Here is a 15,325-nt window from a genome sequence, read left to right as displayed (position 1 = left end):
CTCCCGATCTCGTTAGTCCACGTATTCCGGTTTCATATCCGCCAGGGTGATGCTGAACTGACCATGCAGCTCGTCGCCCAGATGTCGTTTCGACGATGCAAGAACGCGCTCTACTTCTGCGAACCGCGCAGCTGCATCCGGCTCATCTGAAGATGGCAAGGAATTGATGGCTGCTTCGACTTTGTTCCGTGCATCAACCAGGTAATAACGCTTCACGGCCTTGTTTTTCAGCTCAGTGAACAGGGCAGAACCCAGCGTTGCTTTTACGGTTTCAATATCTGCGCGCAGAGCTTTAGCGCTATCCACATCCTGAGCCGCCTCGATGCGGTCACGAAAATCATCAGCAAGTGCATCGATGTTTTGAGCTGATTCCTGAGCCGTTTGAGTGGTAGTGACATTGTCACCTGAAATGTCTGCAAGGCTAACGTGCTGCGCCGGTGCAGGGTTTACCTCTCGTTCTTCTCGTCGATCATCGAGCTCATCAGGGGTGTAAACGCCCAGAATCACATCCGGGCAGAACAGTCTCGCCCAGCGTTTGACGGCCAGGTATGCCAGCTGCTGGCGGGGGTCGTCAGCCCAAAGGGTAGAGTTTCGGGTTCGGGCCTGAGCCATCAGCAAATCGAGTTCCCTTGGCTGATCTTCTCCTTTCAGGGTTGCGCGGATAATAATGCCGATCCCGGCTTCGTCAGCCAGGGTCCAGCCCGGGACGCGGTACTCGCCTTTGTCGCCTTTACGGATATGGAATTTCCCAACAACCTTTTCCCATGGCCCGTACCACTCATATTCAAAACGGCTGGCCAGCACGCCGCTGCGTGAAATGACGGCATTAACCAGCTGCGCTTCATACCCGAGCACACCGTTAATCAGGTGCGTCTTCTGCGCCACGGCAAAGGGATTCATCTGCCACTGTGCCGCTTGCATCGCAACTGCCATGCAGTCGGCTTGGTTGCCCTGCAGGTGTTTAGGAACAGTGGCAGTGCCCTGCGCCATAATCTGCGCGAACGTGCTGATGGCGTTCAGATACTGGGAATCGAACAAAGCCACGTTGGAGTTAATAACGGTGTTCTGGTCAGCAACGGTAACGTTTGTGTTATGCATAAATCCCCCTTAAGCCTGAGCGCGCAGCGCTTCGAGGCGGCGCAGGTCGAAGTCGTTCAGTTCATCGGTGTAATCGGTAGTTATCGGCGCTGGCCATTCGCTCGTGTCGAATCCGGTTGCGATGGCGCGCATCGTTTTGCGGTACTCGAGCATGCCCAGTTCCAGCAGTTCGGTGGACGCCTCAATGATGGCGATCCAGTGGTAGTTCTCGTCTTTGTTAACGAAAATCCAGAAGAACTGGTCCAGCGCCGCGGTCTCGCAATACATAGCCGCACTGAGGTGATAGTCACGGTCTATGATTTCCCGGTGCAACCTGGCGCGCAGGCTTTCTTGCTTCACATTCCACATGCTGATGGTTTTCAGGTCAGCACCGATGCGCACGCCGTCCAGTTCAATCTCGAGGTCAGGGCGTACACGCACTTCTAAACCTGTTTCGTCGTCAAAACCGAAGTAGCTCACTTCAACGGCGCGGCTTGGATGTGTCAGCAGCATGCCAGCGGTCGGATGCGCCAGGAGTGCAGACTGAATTGCACGCGCTGTGGCCAGCTGCTGGCGGGTAACCAGAATCTTTTCGCCAGGGTTGTCGCGCCAGGCATCCAGCAGTTCGTCGGCGAATATGGCATCGGGCTTAACTGATTTAACTGCCTGGATCATGTCTGCTTTGCTGCCGGAGACTTTCAGCGGCGTCGGTTTCTGCGCTTCCTGTGCGACCAGATCAGGATTGATGATCGCTAATTGCTCGAGTAGCGCATCACGGCTGCCGCTGGTTTTAACCGGCACGGGCAGGGTGGCGTTGTACTCTTTAATGCATGCCTTCATTGCCGTTGCTGTCTGCTTCTGGCCTTCTTCAATACGCTGATACTCAGCAGGGAGAGCCATATAGCTTTGAGCCGTTTCTTCCAGGCTGGCGCCAAGCGGTACTTGAGAGGGAAGGGATGCGTTATGTTCTTCAAGCAACGCTTTAATCTCGTCAACGCTTAGCTGCGCCAGTAGGCTGGCGTTGAACGCATCGATGAACTCGCGCAGAGTTGCGGTGGTGGTGAAAGCACCCTCCGGGATCTCAGGTTCTACGCTGAACTCTGCTTCGAGGTTTTCCGGCTGCAGTGCCAGGGCGTGCACCAGATTTCCCATATCCAGCACTTTGGATGCTGTGCGCGGGATTGTTTTAGCCACATGTCGCGCGTTGAAGTACATCAGGCTGACGCGGGCATCTTTTACCTGGGTTGAGCTAATACCGTTTGCTGCGTGATAAACCTCATTCGACAGACCTTCGTAGCGGCCAGGCTCGAAATAAGCAGGGTATTCGATTACTGGCTCTGACTGCTGCTCTTCCGGCGCTACGGTAACTGCTTGCGTATTAGCTGCATCAGTGCTTTCGCTCGGTGGTACCGAACCAACATCTTTGTCTTTCTCTGGCTTAGCCGTTTCCATCTGCACATCGCTGGTGGTCTCCGCTGTGTATTTCGTTTTTTCGACTTCATTTGAGGAGGTATTGACGACCGGTTCGGTATTTCCACCCATCAGGCCATCGATGGAGAACACGCCGCTGCCGAGATTTTCAACCTGCGGTTGTTCACTTAGGGCTTCAGTCTCAACTGCAGGGGTAGGCAACGGCAGTAACTCCACAGCAGAGTTAAACTCAGCCGTCATGGTTTTATTAACGAACTCAAGATGAGCCGCTGGCGTGTGGTGGATGTTTTCCGGCGCTATGCGGATCAGATTGAAGATTGCCGCACGGTTCACCGCCAGTACGCCGGGCTGATTACGCAGGATGGCGCTCCATGATTTCCATGGTTCTTCTTTCTTAGCCACGATTTCTTTGGCACGTCGTAACACGCTCGAAGGTATTTCGAAGTGGTGGAAGTCCATAGGCAGCAGGGCACAGGCGATCTCGAGATCGAGAGTGTCCAGAGTGTGGTGCGCGCCTTCGCCGCGATCCGTTACATAGCCACCGTCTGCATTGGTCCCAGAATCAGTGCGCTGAACATTACTGATACGATTACTGGCTGCCCACTCGCGAACGAGAATGCCGCGGTCAATATAATCAGTCGCCGCCCAGATTCGGGTGAAACGGAGAACCAAAGCGAGTTCGTGGCGCTTCTCCTGGCTGAACACCTTGCGAATGGCGTCGGTATAGCGCCACAGGTCTTTGGTGTCGTAACCCTTAACCTCTTCGCAGTTTTCTGCCGCCAGCAACAGGTTCTGGACATAGCTGTTGTCAGTGTCCATCTCCAGAGCGCTGATACCTTCGTATTCTTCGCGGGTTAAGTGGTGGCGCAGTTCGTCGGCGGTGAACTGGGCGAGTAGCTGCTTCCGGAACGGCATACGAACGACTGGATAACGAGTGGTTTCGTCATCATTCTCGTCAATCTGAATACCGTTTTCAGGTTCTGGAACCTGATCGGTTGTAACATCGGTGTCGCTGGTGCTTTCTGATTTGAGAAGAGAAAGCTTTCCGCTTCTCCACTCTTCAACTAACTGATTGCGGTCGCCGGCATCTGCTCTCGCCCAGTCAGCCATGAATGCAGCGATAATTTCGGTTTCGTGTGCTTCATCTGGCGTGAATACCAGCTTAATCGCCTGAACCAGTTTCCACTCAGCGTTCAGGCTGAGTTCGGCAACTTCAGGGATGTCGTTTTTTGCCTGGAGCAGGTTCTGGAGATAAGTGTTGCCTTCATCCAGTGACATTTCGCTGGCAGCCAGCTGCTGCTCTTTAGTGATATGTGACTGGTATTTGTCGCTGGTCAGGTGGACAGCAAAACGGACCGCTGGAGTGCGGTTTTCAAGCGGGACACTCTCGACGATAGTTTCGACTTTAACGGTCGTTTCCGGTGCGGCAGTTTTGTCCACGGGTCCAGCCGACTCAGCACCAGCCTTTGGCAGCCAGGTGCGTCCATCGTCTTGGAGTTCGTAGCGCTTGCACCAGGTGAAATCCACTGTGCTTTCTTCAGGCAGATCGTTGTAAACAGGGAAATCGGTGCGAACCGGTTTGGCGTAATCCTTACCGCGGCCGGTTTCAATACCGGCATCTTCCAGCTCAACATCGAGCTGCAGATTGGCACGGGCTTCTGATTTTGCAGTGAACCAAATCACTGCGTCTTCTTTGCCAGATTTCTGCGTTGCCTTGATTAAATGAAAGAATTCCATATCGGGTCCTTAATTTTGGTTGTAAGATACCCGCAGCTAATGATTGCCGCCTTGGGTAGTGGTCATTGGTCAAAACTCGATTCCGGAAAGCTTTGGTCGGCTGACCGGGTACTTAACCCGCCTTGCGCGGGTTTTGTGCTTTTAGGGGCTGGTAACAGCCATTGGTCATAACTCGATTAAAATTTGAAAGCAGGCTGGTGGTCGTCAGCCGGTCTATATGGGTAACACTCTCCTTTTACGTGCTGTTCTTTGGCAGCTGCATCACAGCCAGCTTCGGTTTGGTATACACCGAGCATGATGTCTGAGCATTCCCCGGTGAGGGCGCAGACGGTAACGATCAGGGCAAAGAACGAGTTCATGCTTTTAGCTCTGGGTCACCTTTCTGCGCAAGGAAATAGCAGAGCTTGCGAATCCATACTTCCGCAGTACTGAGGCGGATTGCTTGTTGTCTTGAAGGTGTTCGTGCAAAGTCGATCATTTATCTTTCCTTTTAATTCTGACTGTCGTATCACGGTCCTAACTTCAGTGCTATTGTGGTTATTCCCGCACTCTAATGAGGGAATTAACTGTGGATAAAGAAGAGAAAGTCTTGTATTTAACTCGCTTAGCGGTTGATACATATAACTCTTACCGTTCTGCTCAAATATCTTCTGGCCGGAATCTTTCTGACCCCCACGATCCGGTGGAAGAGATAGAAAAAATCTATGCAAAATTCGAAGTCTTTCTTGACCAGAAACTCTCAGAAGACGAATGGAAATAGGGTTATATGCTTCTCCAGCTAGACCTATTTCTCCAGAGTGAGCTGTTGCAATGTGCATAAAGCTCACTCTTTCTTATGACCGTGTCATCCACAATTTTTCCCCCTATATGCGCCTGTAACGCCGGCCAGCGGAACGTTTACACCTGATGCGCGTTAATCTCTCCACCTCATCCGACTATTCGTATGCCGTCGGCGGCTACTTCGTGGGCGTCCTGCCTTGGTGGTTCGTAGTGCGTCTTGGTGAGTTAGATTAAACACAAAGTTTAAGCCGCAGTCAACAAAATGAGTAATTTTAGATAAACAAAATGTTTATGCGGTGCTTATGGAGAGTGAAATTTTGTCCTTTGGAGGAAAAAAATCGACGAAATGGTACGTGCCGGAAGTCCGCGGAATGGTCGCTTAGTACAAAAGATGTGCTAGTTATTAGAGGGGCATAAAAAAAAGGCCACTTCATGGCCATTTCTTATGGTGGGTCTTTACGATTCATTGCTGAAAGGATTACTCAATCATCCTGCGAACGAATCCGGCCTTTCATATACTTATCATATAGTTCGTCCAGCTCTTTCAGGCGAAGTGCGAAGATGCGAAGCATGTTCTGTTGCTCTTCTTCGGGAAGCTGACGGTAAAGTTCCAACAGGCGTTGTTCGTCCGGCTTCAGTCCATCTTTTTTGCCAACATCTTGGCCAAGCAGCCACTCAAGGCTCACCCCAAGCGCATCCGCCAGCTTAATCGCTGAACTTTTACCAATCGTCCCACGAACGAACCAGTTATTGACCGACTGAGCACTGACGCCGCATATACGGGCCATGTCTGATTTGGTCAACTTCTTGAGCTCAAGAACCTCGTTAAGCCGCTGAACTTGTGGGTGGTTAATCTGATGAGTTTTTTCTTTCATGGACGAATTCTAAACCAAATGTTTATTAGCTCAATATTCAAAATGTTGACACACACATAAACAATATGTTTAATTGCGTTGTTGTTACAGGAGCTATTTATGAAAGCAATTGATAAAGCAATTACCAAAGCAGGAACTGCTACGCGCTTAGCCCAACTGCTAACCGTAAGCGCCATGACTGTTAGTCATTGGCGAAATCGATATCAGGGCGTCGTACCGGCAGATCGAGTTTTGCAAATTTATGGGGTTACCGGCGTAACTCCGCACGAGCTGCGCCCAGATCTCTACCCAAACCCAACAGACGGTTTACCTAAACAGGATCCTTAACTATGCAAACTGTTTCATTTCAACAGAGTAGCAGAGCTTCCTCTAATCCAATGATATTCCCGTGTCATCAAAGCGAATCGGCAGAGCAGGATCTTGATCATCGAGATATTTGTTCTGCAGTCAGGGCGTGGGCAGCGGCAGAAGGGCGCGTAGCTGTTGCGCTTCAAATCCAAGAAGCGGCGGAAGAACTTCAACTTGATGGCGTAGATTTTTCTGGCCAGGCCGATGTCTGGAACGTGAAGCTGTTCCGCTGGCTCGACAACAAAGAAGACTCCGCATCGTACCGAAAGAACGTTGAACAGCTGGTGCCAGTGATCATGTCCGTATTACCGCTTCGATACCGCGACCGTGTCGTAAAGAACGACTCCTTTGCTTACCGAATGGCCCGGCTGGAAAAAGAGGTGAGTGAGGCGAAGCAAGCTTTGATGCTCGATGCACCGAAGACGGAAAAGCTGAAGGAGCTAGGCGAGGGGATTTTCGAAATGTTCAGAGTCGATCCTGACCTTACGGCACCGCTGCTGGCGATGGTCACAACTATGCTGGGGGCGATATGAAGACTTCAGAAAAGGTGAAAGCCGGTCTGCGCTAACAGAACCGACTTTCAGGTGCAAAAGTGGCTAACGATTGCGGAGATAAGTATGTCAAACACAGCTGAAATTATCAATTTCCCCCATAGAAACGAACAACCGGGAGGTCGTATGGCCGACCTGTCGAATGGGTATACCAAGGTCGCTAACGAGATCCAACAGCTCAAGCCTCGTCTGAGAATGTCAGGCCGGGAGTGGCAGTGTTTTGAGGCGGTGATCTGGCTTACCTACGGCTGGAACAAGAAGCAGGACCGCGTTACGAACACGGTGATCGCCGAGCTTACAGGGCTGAGTGATTCCCACGTTTCTGATGCGCTCAAATCACTCGCAGAACGCAAAATTATCTTCAGTCAGAAGCAGGGCGTGATGAAAACGGTCGGTATAAATACTGAACTTTCCGCCTGGATTTTAGACAAACCGAAAACGGGAAAAACCTTCCCGAAATCGGGAAAAGTGTTACCGAAAACGGGAAAAGTCTTCCCGGAAACGGTAGACACCCAAGACTATAACAAGAACAATATTAAAATATCCTCGTCTCGGAATTCTGACGAATCCCGAAACCAGAAAACTCAAAAATTTCTCTCTCGCCATCCAGAAGCTGCCGCCGGGATATACACCCCGGCAGGTAAATCATGGGGATCCGCTGACGACCTCAAGGCCGCTCGCTGGATTTACGACAGGCTTCTCACCGTCAACGCATCGCTATCCGAACCCAACTGGGCTGAATGGGCAAACACCATCAGGCTGATGCGTGTCCAGGACAAGCGCACGCACTACGAAATCTGTGACCTGTTTCAGTGGGCCAACCGGGACGAGTTCTGGAAAGACAACATCCTGAGCCCTTCGAGTCTGCGCAAGCAGTGGGATCAGCTCACCACCAAACGGCTGCGCGCAACCGGAACGGTAAAACCATCCCGGGGCGGCATTGACCTGCATAACACCGACTGGATTGACGGAGTGCTGGAATGAAAAATCTAGCCGAAAGCATTCGCAATTTTGACCGGGAACAGGCGCGCCGCATGGCCCACAACCTGCCTGAGCAGTACACCGAGCGTGAACAAACGCAGCAGGTGGCGCAGATTATCAACGGGCTTTTCGTACAGCTGGCCGCCGCGTTCCCGGCAAGCCTGGTCAATCGTAGTCAGGAGGACATGAACGAGATCCGCCGACAGTGGGTGCTGGCCTTCAAAGAAAACGGGATCACCACTCTGGAGCAGGTTGAAGCCGGTATGCGCATGGTACGTCGCCAGGATCGCCCGTTCCTGCCTTCTCCAGGCCAGTTCATCAAGTGGTGCAGGGAAGGGCGATGCGTGCTGGGGATCACCACTGCTGACGTGATGGCTGAGTACTGGAAGTGGCGTAAGCTGGTGTTTCGGTACCCGAGCAGTGAGCAGTATCCTTGGCCTAAGCCAGTTTTTTACCATATATGCCTCGAACTGCGGCGCCGGGGAACTGATGGCCAACTGAGCCATAAAGAGCTCGAGCGTGAGGCTGGCGATATTCTTGATATGTGGGAAAAGCGGGTGCTGGCTGGGAAGCCGATTCCGCCAGTGCGTCGGGCATTGGCAGCACCAGTTGCTCCGAAGAGGCCGACACCTGCGGAGCTTTTGAAAGCCAAATATGAGCGAATGAAGGCAGATGGAAGAGTGTAACTATGCCAGTAAAGATTCTTATGATTCGTACCGCATGGCGAATGAGTTAAAGGCTTTGTCTTCTTTGCGTGTTATAACCGAGTACAAGCCGCCTCTTCTGGCGACAAAGAGGCATCAGAATGAAATTAAGAATCACAAGAGCAATCGGCCTCAGCAAGTTCTCACCACGTTGGGTTAAGGTTATCTGTTTACGGTTGACTAAAAACGATATTGAGCGCTCCCTCAACGCACTGCTGGCCACAATTAATGAATCTGAACTCACCTCTGAGCAAGTCAAAGCATTGAGGGAATGCGTTGACAGAATTAACCTAGCAAGGGGGAAGGGGATGAAGGCGTGAGCAATTTTGATTAAGCATGTTTCGATGTTGCTTTTTAGAATAGATTTTATGCAAAATCAACGACAAATGTGATGTTGCTACATGCATGAGAGAAAGGTAGACGATATCGTATATACGCCGCGCGTTGGTTACGCCAGTATCGCCGAAGGGGCCGATACCAGCTGAGCTTTTGGAAGCCAAATCGGCCGTCAATTCACGATGGTGCCTATCTTTGATTTTTTTCCTACCGTGTTTCACTATACATTTGATGATTTTCGAACCAGTGAACAAGTGCTGCTAACTGACCGCGATGTACGAGAAAAACGCGGAAGTGTTTTTATGAGACAGACATAACAACTGGAAACCAGCTTAACTGCGCTCGAAAGTGCCTAAACGAAAAGAGAAAATAATCTAATAATGATTAAATAAACCCGTAAGTGGAACATTGAGTAATGATGTTTTGTTTACGAAACAGTTCTATTCTTGTACGCACCCCTATTTTTTTCATGGCATAATTTTTCTGATTATTTATTGTTTTCGGATGTGCATCGAGCCTTTTTGCAATATTCGCTATCGAAACGCCACGCACGTATAGTGTGATAATTCGTCGTTCGCGGACAGTAAGTTGTCTATTGGGAGATTGGTGGTTTAAACAACCATTCGACATAAATTTCATTGTGATTTTTAAAATAGCATCAACCGACAGTTCTAAGCTGGCTATGTGGATGCAAGTAGGTAATTTCAGTAACGAAAGAAATTTCTGGTTGTTATAGGTTGTGAACAACAATAAAGCATTTGAACTTTGGTTTAAAATCCCTTCCAATTGTTTATATTGATATAATACATCTTCTAAGAAATAAATTGTTAACTTGTTTCTTGTCGATAACATCGTGGAATAACTACTTATGACGTTTTTCATTAACTCCATTGTAAGTGCATTGTCACTAATGAGGGATATATTTTGCGATAACATAAAAACACCAAGAGTAAATTAAAATAAATTAGTTCGTGGCTTTTAAGCTGGTATCACACCAGCTTAAAATTTTTGATGAAAACAATAAGTATTGTGTGCAGTGGAGTTGGCTTCAGAATCCGTAGCGAATACCAATATAACCACCAGTGTCACGGTAGTTATCTGTTCCCATTTTAACACTCGCACCAGCCCACGCACTAAGTTCGGGTGTTATATGACCTTCTACTCCGGCTTTCAGTTCAGCAATATCTTTCGCGCCAGATGATGTCATAGCTATGTCATCCATCTGAACACCGTAATCGTGGGTGTTATGAATCCAGTTGAATGCCATAAAGGGTTTTACGTCTGTATTCGTACCATTACTTGTTCTGATATCTGCCTTACCCTTTATACCAAGACGCAGTTGAATGTTGTCCGTCCCTTTACTTTTCACTATCGTCCCATTTGCTTCCTGATGTTCGTCGGCTTTAACACCATTCCAGATCAACTGCGCCTGCGGTTCAATAGCATAATCCGCATCCTGGCTGGCAGAAACATTAAAGGCGTAACCGGCCTCGGCTGAGGCCTGAACCCCACCGGAATTGTAATTCTCTCTCGCCAGATCTTCTCCCTGCACGCTGTTACTGAACCACGCATATTGCATCCACGTGTCAACCCATGCACCGCTGCGTCGATCTTGATTCTCAAACCAGGATGCATAAATACCCATACTGTAGCCTTGAACTTTGCCCCGAGACTTGTACCCACTGAGTTCCGAGTCGGTAGTATTCTGACTGTATCCGTAGCCACCCATCAACCCCAGTCGCCAGTTGTCTTTTCCTGTGAAACTCCCGCCGGTGATATCCCCACCCATTTGTACAACATAGCGATTTTCACGGGTCTCTAGCTGGCCACTGCTGTTGTTAAGATGACGTCCTTCTGAATGTAGCCACATGCTGGTCATCTTCTTCTCCCCAGTCAGCGCATCGATGTAAACCTGTTCACGCCCACGATTTTCCATTCGCATAATGAACATTTCAGTTGCAGCCAGGTTCGCTATATAACTTCCTGCTTCAGGCCGTGTGACATTCGTTTCCGGAGTTACTGGATCCACAGGTAATGGGCCTGGTGAGACCGGAGGAGGTACCGGATCTACACCACCAGTGTTACTTGTCAGATACCAGTTGTGGCTGTTTCCACCTTCGTCTCCTTGAACCAATTGATAGTCATATGCGCCAGCGACAATCCGGCCGGCTTGCTGGAATCCTGCACCTTCAGCAATTTCACCATCTACAGTAATTAGCTTGATACCTTCAACCGTCTGTGAACCTTTACCTCCGAGGTTATTTACTTTGACATTTGTATTGCCTGACATTCCCCCTATAACATAAAGAGAATCTGTTACTGAATTGTCTCCCCCTAAAACACTGTTAAATACCAAAGTGCCACCATCACCATGATAATCACCGTTAACAGTCAGTTTAGTACCGGCCTTTTCCCCGCGCTGATTAAAGTAGACTGTACCAGCATTATAGAATTCTCCCGTTTCTTGGTTATATCCGTTCAGGTCTAGGATTCCAGTTTTTTCTAAATGATGCTCTGAATATGCGCTGGTTACATTCTCATTTTGAGCGCGAAATGTGGCATTGTCGATATCAGTAATGCCACTAATTGTATTTAGCCCATAAAAATCAGTAACTCCATTTTTCAGAATGATATTTCCCTCGCCAGCTATGTTTGTATGAACATCATAATCATCTTTCGTATGATTAAAAATAACGCTTGAATTATTTGATCCCAAATGAATATTTTCAACGTTTAAAAATCCAGGGCTAACTGCTTCACCTATTCCACCAATCGTTATCTGGCTTACACCGTCTCCAGTGTTAATATTTTTTGCGTTAACTGTAGCGCCATCGGAAATAGTCAGCATCCCTATTGAGCCTTCAGTGTCTCCAATGCTAATTACGCCTGCATTCCATTCTGAATCTTCCCCAGAAATGTTGACGTATCCTTTACCACCAGCATTGCCTATGCTGCCGAATGAATTTAATTTGCCACCATTTGTAATATTAACAAAACCTGTTCCGTATTCAGCGCCAACATAAATACCTGAGGCAGAATTAACCTCACCAGCATTTATTTCAAGTATGGCATAGTCAGGTACTTCGCTATTCCCAGCGGCAACGTATAATCCACCAAAGCGAGATGTAAGCACAGCGCCGTCGGAGACATGCACTCTTGCAGCCTGTCCTAACTCACCTTTAATGTTAACTTGACCGACTGAAACTCTTGATCCTTCTGACATGTATAATGTTGAATTATTACCCACTTCTAAAAAAAATCCTGGAGAGTTTGAAACGGTGCTACCATTTGTAACGTGCATTTCAGCCGGTGAATCGATAGCACCATTTAATATGATGTTAGTGCTTGTGTTGATATCTGAATTATCTAAAGTCAATGTGCCATTTTCACCAATGTTAATAGATGTATATGTCTCATTTATAGATTCCAAGGTGATATCATTATTTTCAACCAGCAAAGATTCTTGTGCCGCAAAAGTAACTGGTGATAAAAATAAACAACAGGTTATAAAGTTGGGTTTCATAAGTCTCATTGTGCAATAGTCTCATTGTGCAATAAATTCAAGGTGAATAAAGTTAAGATATAAAGCCATCATGAGAATGGCTGACTGAGGCGTGTAGGATACAATCACTTTAATAAACGTGAGCAAAAATGTCTTTTTCATCCCGGACTGTAACAACTACTTAACAATCGCTTGTCTTAAAAATAAAATTGTTCGATGAAAAAATGTATGTACTAAGAAGGAATCGTTGTACTTTAATTAACGTTATCGACGCTTTGACCAACAGGTGATAATGAAGTTCTTCAATGTTGATTTTTGAATTATTTGTCAGGTGGATATGAATAAAAATCTGTTTAAGATTTGCTCGATTTTGAATGTGCCATTGTTTTACGCAATATAAGTTTGGATTGAAATGTTTTGTCAGATATCTTGAAATGTGCAATAAAAAACTGACAATTAAAAAGTTATTGATTGCTACGGTTAAAATGTTATAAGTATACTTTCAACACACAAACCATTGGTACCAGATAGGTTTTTACAAATTAAAGAGGCTGGGAATGGAAAAAAAAGAAAGCAGTTTTTCACAGGCTGTTATTTACTCTGTCCTTGGTTATATCAATGAGTTAAGCCCGTTTGCGATTACCGTTGAAGAGTTGCAGAAAATGTCCGGATACAGCAAAAGGCACTTAACACGATTGTTTCTTAAACATACAGAGGTCAGGCCGAGTGAGTATATTAGGCTTATGCAGATGTATCGTATTTTTCTTGAGCTAAAATTTACCACATCTACGTATATTGACTTATGTAACAAGTATAACATCAAAGATATTCCTAACTTCAGGGCGAAATTTAAGAAGATTACTGGGTTAGACATTGCCGAGATTAAAGCTACTAACACCTTGAACTTTAATGACCCGCTCACGAGAATAAAAATATGTAAAGATTATTTATCTTGCTCCTTTGTGAGTTTGTTTGACTATAATTTCAGCACGAAAGGCAAGATTTATAAATTCGCACGTCCGATTGATAAAATTATGACGAGTCACTTTGATCTGGTTGAACAGACGGCGAATGCGTTTTGTTCTGATTTTTCATTTGAACGGGAAGCAATATGGACCTGTGTCAGATTTGAACCTGCTGATGAGCTGAATTATATTGTTATAATCTTCCCTTGTTTAGTGAACAGCAGTTGCGGGATTCCAGACAGTACATCTCTTTCTTTGCAGGGCGACTACTTACGCTTCACTTGGGTAGGTAAATTACAGGATACTTTTCCCAAAGTGAAAAATATATATGATCTTTTTTTTATAACTTATGGTGCAGTTCGAAGGGAGGGGTTTGATATTATACATAGAAAAAAAATGGATGGTGTGAGAGGATTCTATGTATTTTCTTATCACATCCCAGTTGTACTCAATGAGTCGATACTTTCTGCATTAAATAACTAACATACTATCAGGAATTTTCTCCGTTAACTGCATTCAGCACAATGCGGACTTAACATTAGCTGTTAGCTCAGAAGATACTATGTAAGGAGATTCTGCTATATGCCCATAATATGGCCCTTGTGAGTCGTGCTTAAAATAGAAACAACAATATTTTGGCTCGGAGAATTATATCTCTAACAACTTTAAGCTCCCATTACTGATGTAAGTTGTGTTTTGCTTACTGGTTACACTGTGCGGATGATTTGCTTTGTTAGCTCCTGAAACGTTGCAAAATCCGAGAGATAAGTTTATAAACATACTGTTCATGCATACAGTTGTTTACTGCGGAGGGAAAAATGAAAATCGAGTTAGCCATTGATCGCATGAAGAAACTTCCTGATGGAGCTATAGCTGCACTCGAGTCAGAACTGCTCAAAAGGCTCAGCAAGCAGTTCGATGATTGCCAGCTGACGATCAAGCGTGCCGGCAATGATGGGTTGACTGTTTTCGGGGGCGACAAGAAAGAGGTCGAACATATCGTGCAGGAGACCTGGGAAAGCGCGGACGAGTGGTTTTATTAATCGCATGATTTTCACTGGAGCAGTTTCAAAGAGTATCGCTGTTTGCGTTCCCCTGGCTGTTCCCGATTACTGTTTACCGCGTCAATAAGTCGCTCTGGGGGAAATAGTGTGTAGTGCAGATGCCTTTAATGCAGATGATCAATGGTACGACGTGGTCAGAAGGGCCGATAAAGCAGTTATCTATAGCTTCCCGGCTGAGGGCAGATATCTGGTTTATCGAGTAAATGGAATAGTTTCATTACGACCGTTACTCGAAGAGGAAGAAATATTCACTCTCAACGGGTTTATGCAATTTGCAAAACGGCTTGGGTACCGAATTACACCACCGTCTGATATTATCCTTTCATAGGCCTGAACAACCTATACCTGATGCGCCACGGAGAGAACCATGGCGCTAGAATTACAACTTATCAAACACCACTCAGGAATACTGATCCCGGCCACACCCGAGACCAGCGATATCCTGCAATCCAAAACCCGGCTCGGCGATGTTCTTGTTGCCGAGTTCAGGCGGGTACGAAACCCGGCCTTTCACAGGCGCTTTTTCGCGCTTCTCAATCTCGGTTTTGAATACTGGGAACCAACCGGCGGGGCCATCTCAAGTAACGAGCGAAAGCTGATAACCGGTTACGCAAAATTCCTCGCATCCTATGCAGGGAACGAGAGCGCGCTGATCGATGCCGCTGAGCAGTACCTTGAGCAAGTCGCATACCGTCGTGTCACGAACGGTATCAGCCTGTGCAAATCCTTCGATGCTTACCGATCCTGGGTGATCGTCGAGGCAGGGCACTTTGATGCTATTCAGCTACCTGACGGCACACTCAAAAAGCATCCACGTAGTATCTCATTTGCCAACATGGACGAGCTCGAGTTCCAGCAGCTCTATAAAGCTGCGCTCGATGTTCTTTGGCGCTGGGTCCTGTCCCGTTCATTCCGCAGTCGCGATGAGGCCGAAAATGTCGCCGCGCAACTGCTTGGCTTCGTGGGGTGACGGG

General features: G+C 47.3%; 15 protein-coding genes. 8 read left to right on the top strand and 7 right to left on the bottom strand.

Going from position 1 to position 15,325, the window contains the following annotated elements; all coding sequences use genetic code 11:
- Positions 1-12: 12 nt before the first annotated feature.
- The 4 genes from KIF87_RS01580 to KIF87_RS23390 all read right to left on the bottom strand — a co-directional run bounded on the left by KIF87_RS01580 (position 13) and on the right by KIF87_RS23390 (position 4,723).
- Positions 13-1,098: a RecT family recombinase gene (locus KIF87_RS01580; RefSeq protein WP_213327702.1), complete on the bottom strand. Its 1,086-nt coding sequence runs from the start codon at positions 1,096-1,098 to the stop codon at positions 13-15.
- A 9-nt stretch (positions 1,099-1,107) separates the two neighbouring features.
- Positions 1,108-4,245, bottom strand: a complete 3,138-nt coding sequence (locus tag KIF87_RS01575; RefSeq protein WP_213327701.1) for a RecE family exodeoxyribonuclease — start codon at positions 4,243-4,245, stop codon at positions 1,108-1,110.
- Positions 4,246-4,421: 176 nt separating this feature from the next.
- Positions 4,422-4,604 carry a DUF1482 family protein gene (locus KIF87_RS01570; RefSeq protein ID WP_202783276.1) on the bottom strand — a complete coding sequence of 61 codons (183 nt, stop codon included), beginning with the start codon at positions 4,602-4,604 and terminating at the stop codon, positions 4,422-4,424.
- Positions 4,601-4,723 carry a hypothetical protein gene (locus KIF87_RS23390; protein WP_265096644.1) on the bottom strand — a complete coding sequence of 41 codons (123 nt, stop codon included), beginning with the start codon at positions 4,721-4,723 and terminating at the stop codon, positions 4,601-4,603. Before KIF87_RS23390 ends, KIF87_RS01570 begins: the two co-directional genes overlap by 4 nt.
- 90 nt (positions 4,724-4,813) lie before the next feature.
- On the opposite strand from KIF87_RS23390, the gene KIF87_RS01565 reads away from it, so the two are divergent.
- Positions 4,814-5,005: a hypothetical protein gene (locus KIF87_RS01565; RefSeq protein WP_133550391.1), complete on the top strand. Its 192-nt coding sequence runs from the start codon at positions 4,814-4,816 to the stop codon at positions 5,003-5,005.
- Positions 5,006-5,507: 502 nt separating this feature from the next.
- Here KIF87_RS01565 and KIF87_RS01560 read toward each other — a convergent pair.
- Positions 5,508-5,900, bottom strand: coding sequence for a helix-turn-helix domain-containing protein (locus tag KIF87_RS01560; protein ID WP_059311998.1), 393 nt, complete (start codon positions 5,898-5,900; stop codon positions 5,508-5,510).
- A gap of 99 nt (positions 5,901-5,999) precedes the next feature.
- On the opposite strand from KIF87_RS01560, the gene KIF87_RS01555 reads away from it, so the two are divergent.
- The 4 genes from KIF87_RS01555 to KIF87_RS01540 all read left to right on the top strand — a co-directional run bounded on the left by KIF87_RS01555 (position 6,000) and on the right by KIF87_RS01540 (position 8,466).
- Positions 6,000-6,227, top strand: a complete 228-nt coding sequence (locus KIF87_RS01555; RefSeq protein ID WP_083264079.1) for a transcriptional regulator — start codon at positions 6,000-6,002, stop codon at positions 6,225-6,227.
- Positions 6,228-6,229: 2 nt separating this feature from the next.
- A complete protein-coding gene (locus KIF87_RS01550) occupies positions 6,230-6,781 on the top strand; it encodes a toxin YdaT family protein (RefSeq protein WP_213327700.1) in 552 nt (183 codons plus the stop codon).
- A gap of 84 nt (positions 6,782-6,865) precedes the next feature.
- Positions 6,866-7,783, top strand: a complete 918-nt coding sequence (locus KIF87_RS01545) for a phage replication protein O (RefSeq protein WP_213327699.1) — start codon at positions 6,866-6,868, stop codon at positions 7,781-7,783.
- The gene (locus KIF87_RS01540; protein ID WP_213327698.1) at positions 7,780-8,466 is read left to right on the top strand and encodes a replication protein P; all 687 of its coding nucleotides are present in this window, start codon (positions 7,780-7,782) and stop codon (positions 8,464-8,466) included. The genes KIF87_RS01545 and KIF87_RS01540 overlap by 4 nt, the downstream gene beginning before the upstream one ends.
- A gap of 738 nt (positions 8,467-9,204) precedes the next feature.
- Here KIF87_RS01540 and KIF87_RS01535 read toward each other — a convergent pair.
- Together KIF87_RS01535 and KIF87_RS01530 are read right to left on the bottom strand one after the other, a co-directional pair.
- Positions 9,205-9,702: a helix-turn-helix domain-containing protein gene (locus KIF87_RS01535; protein WP_213327697.1), complete on the bottom strand. Its 498-nt coding sequence runs from the start codon at positions 9,700-9,702 to the stop codon at positions 9,205-9,207.
- Between the two features lie 166 nt (positions 9,703-9,868).
- The gene (locus KIF87_RS01530) at positions 9,869-12,343 is read right to left on the bottom strand and encodes an autotransporter outer membrane beta-barrel domain-containing protein (protein ID WP_213327696.1); all 2,475 of its coding nucleotides are present in this window, start codon (positions 12,341-12,343) and stop codon (positions 9,869-9,871) included.
- A 536-nt stretch (positions 12,344-12,879) separates the two neighbouring features.
- Here KIF87_RS01530 and KIF87_RS01525 point away from each other — a divergent pair.
- The 3 genes from KIF87_RS01525 (at position 12,880) to KIF87_RS01515 (ending at position 15,321) form a co-directional block, all read left to right on the top strand.
- Entirely contained in the window at positions 12,880-13,770 is an 891-nt protein-coding gene (locus KIF87_RS01525; RefSeq protein WP_213327695.1) for a helix-turn-helix transcriptional regulator, read from the top strand.
- A gap of 335 nt (positions 13,771-14,105) precedes the next feature.
- Positions 14,106-14,330 carry a DinI family protein gene (locus KIF87_RS01520; protein ID WP_213327694.1) on the top strand — a complete coding sequence of 75 codons (225 nt, stop codon included), beginning with the start codon at positions 14,106-14,108 and terminating at the stop codon, positions 14,328-14,330.
- A gap of 388 nt (positions 14,331-14,718) precedes the next feature.
- Entirely contained in the window at positions 14,719-15,321 is a 603-nt protein-coding gene (locus tag KIF87_RS01515; protein WP_213327693.1) for a DUF1367 family protein, read from the top strand.
- The last annotated feature ends 4 nt before the right edge of the window (positions 15,322-15,325 follow it).

The sequence above is a fragment of the Enterobacter sp. 120016 genome, from assembly GCF_018383635.1.
Classification (GTDB): Bacteria; Pseudomonadota; Gammaproteobacteria; order Enterobacterales; family Enterobacteriaceae; genus Enterobacter; species Enterobacter asburiae_D.
This window is presented reverse-complemented; position numbering and strand designations above follow the sequence as displayed.

Coding starts and splice junctions, on each gene's coding strand:
- KIF87_RS01580 (WP_213327702.1), bottom strand. CDS start 1,098: ATGCATAACACAAACGTTACCGTTGCTGACCAGAACACCGTTATTAAC.
- KIF87_RS01575 (WP_213327701.1), bottom strand. CDS start 4,245: ATGGAATTCTTTCATTTAATCAAGGCAACGCAGAAATCTGGCAAAGAA.
- KIF87_RS01570 (WP_202783276.1), bottom strand. CDS start 4,604: ATGAACTCGTTCTTTGCCCTGATCGTTACCGTCTGCGCCCTCACCGGG.
- KIF87_RS23390 (WP_265096644.1), bottom strand. CDS start 4,723: ATGATCGACTTTGCACGAACACCTTCAAGACAACAAGCAATCCGCCTC.
- KIF87_RS01560 (WP_059311998.1), bottom strand. CDS start 5,900: ATGAAAGAAAAAACTCATCAGATTAACCACCCACAAGTTCAGCGGCTT.
- KIF87_RS01555 (WP_083264079.1), top strand. CDS start 6,000: ATGAAAGCAATTGATAAAGCAATTACCAAAGCAGGAACTGCTACGCGC.
- KIF87_RS01550 (WP_213327700.1), top strand. CDS start 6,230: ATGCAAACTGTTTCATTTCAACAGAGTAGCAGAGCTTCCTCTAATCCA.
- KIF87_RS01545 (WP_213327699.1), top strand. CDS start 6,866: ATGTCAAACACAGCTGAAATTATCAATTTCCCCCATAGAAACGAACAA.
- KIF87_RS01540 (WP_213327698.1), top strand. CDS start 7,780: ATGAAAAATCTAGCCGAAAGCATTCGCAATTTTGACCGGGAACAGGCG.
- KIF87_RS01535 (WP_213327697.1), bottom strand. CDS start 9,702: ATGAAAAACGTCATAAGTAGTTATTCCACGATGTTATCGACAAGAAAC.
- KIF87_RS01530 (WP_213327696.1), bottom strand. CDS start 12,343: ATGAAACCCAACTTTATAACCTGTTGTTTATTTTTATCACCAGTTACT.
- KIF87_RS01525 (WP_213327695.1), top strand. CDS start 12,880: ATGGAAAAAAAAGAAAGCAGTTTTTCACAGGCTGTTATTTACTCTGTC.
- KIF87_RS01520 (WP_213327694.1), top strand. CDS start 14,106: ATGAAAATCGAGTTAGCCATTGATCGCATGAAGAAACTTCCTGATGGA.
- KIF87_RS01515 (WP_213327693.1), top strand. CDS start 14,719: ATGGCGCTAGAATTACAACTTATCAAACACCACTCAGGAATACTGATC.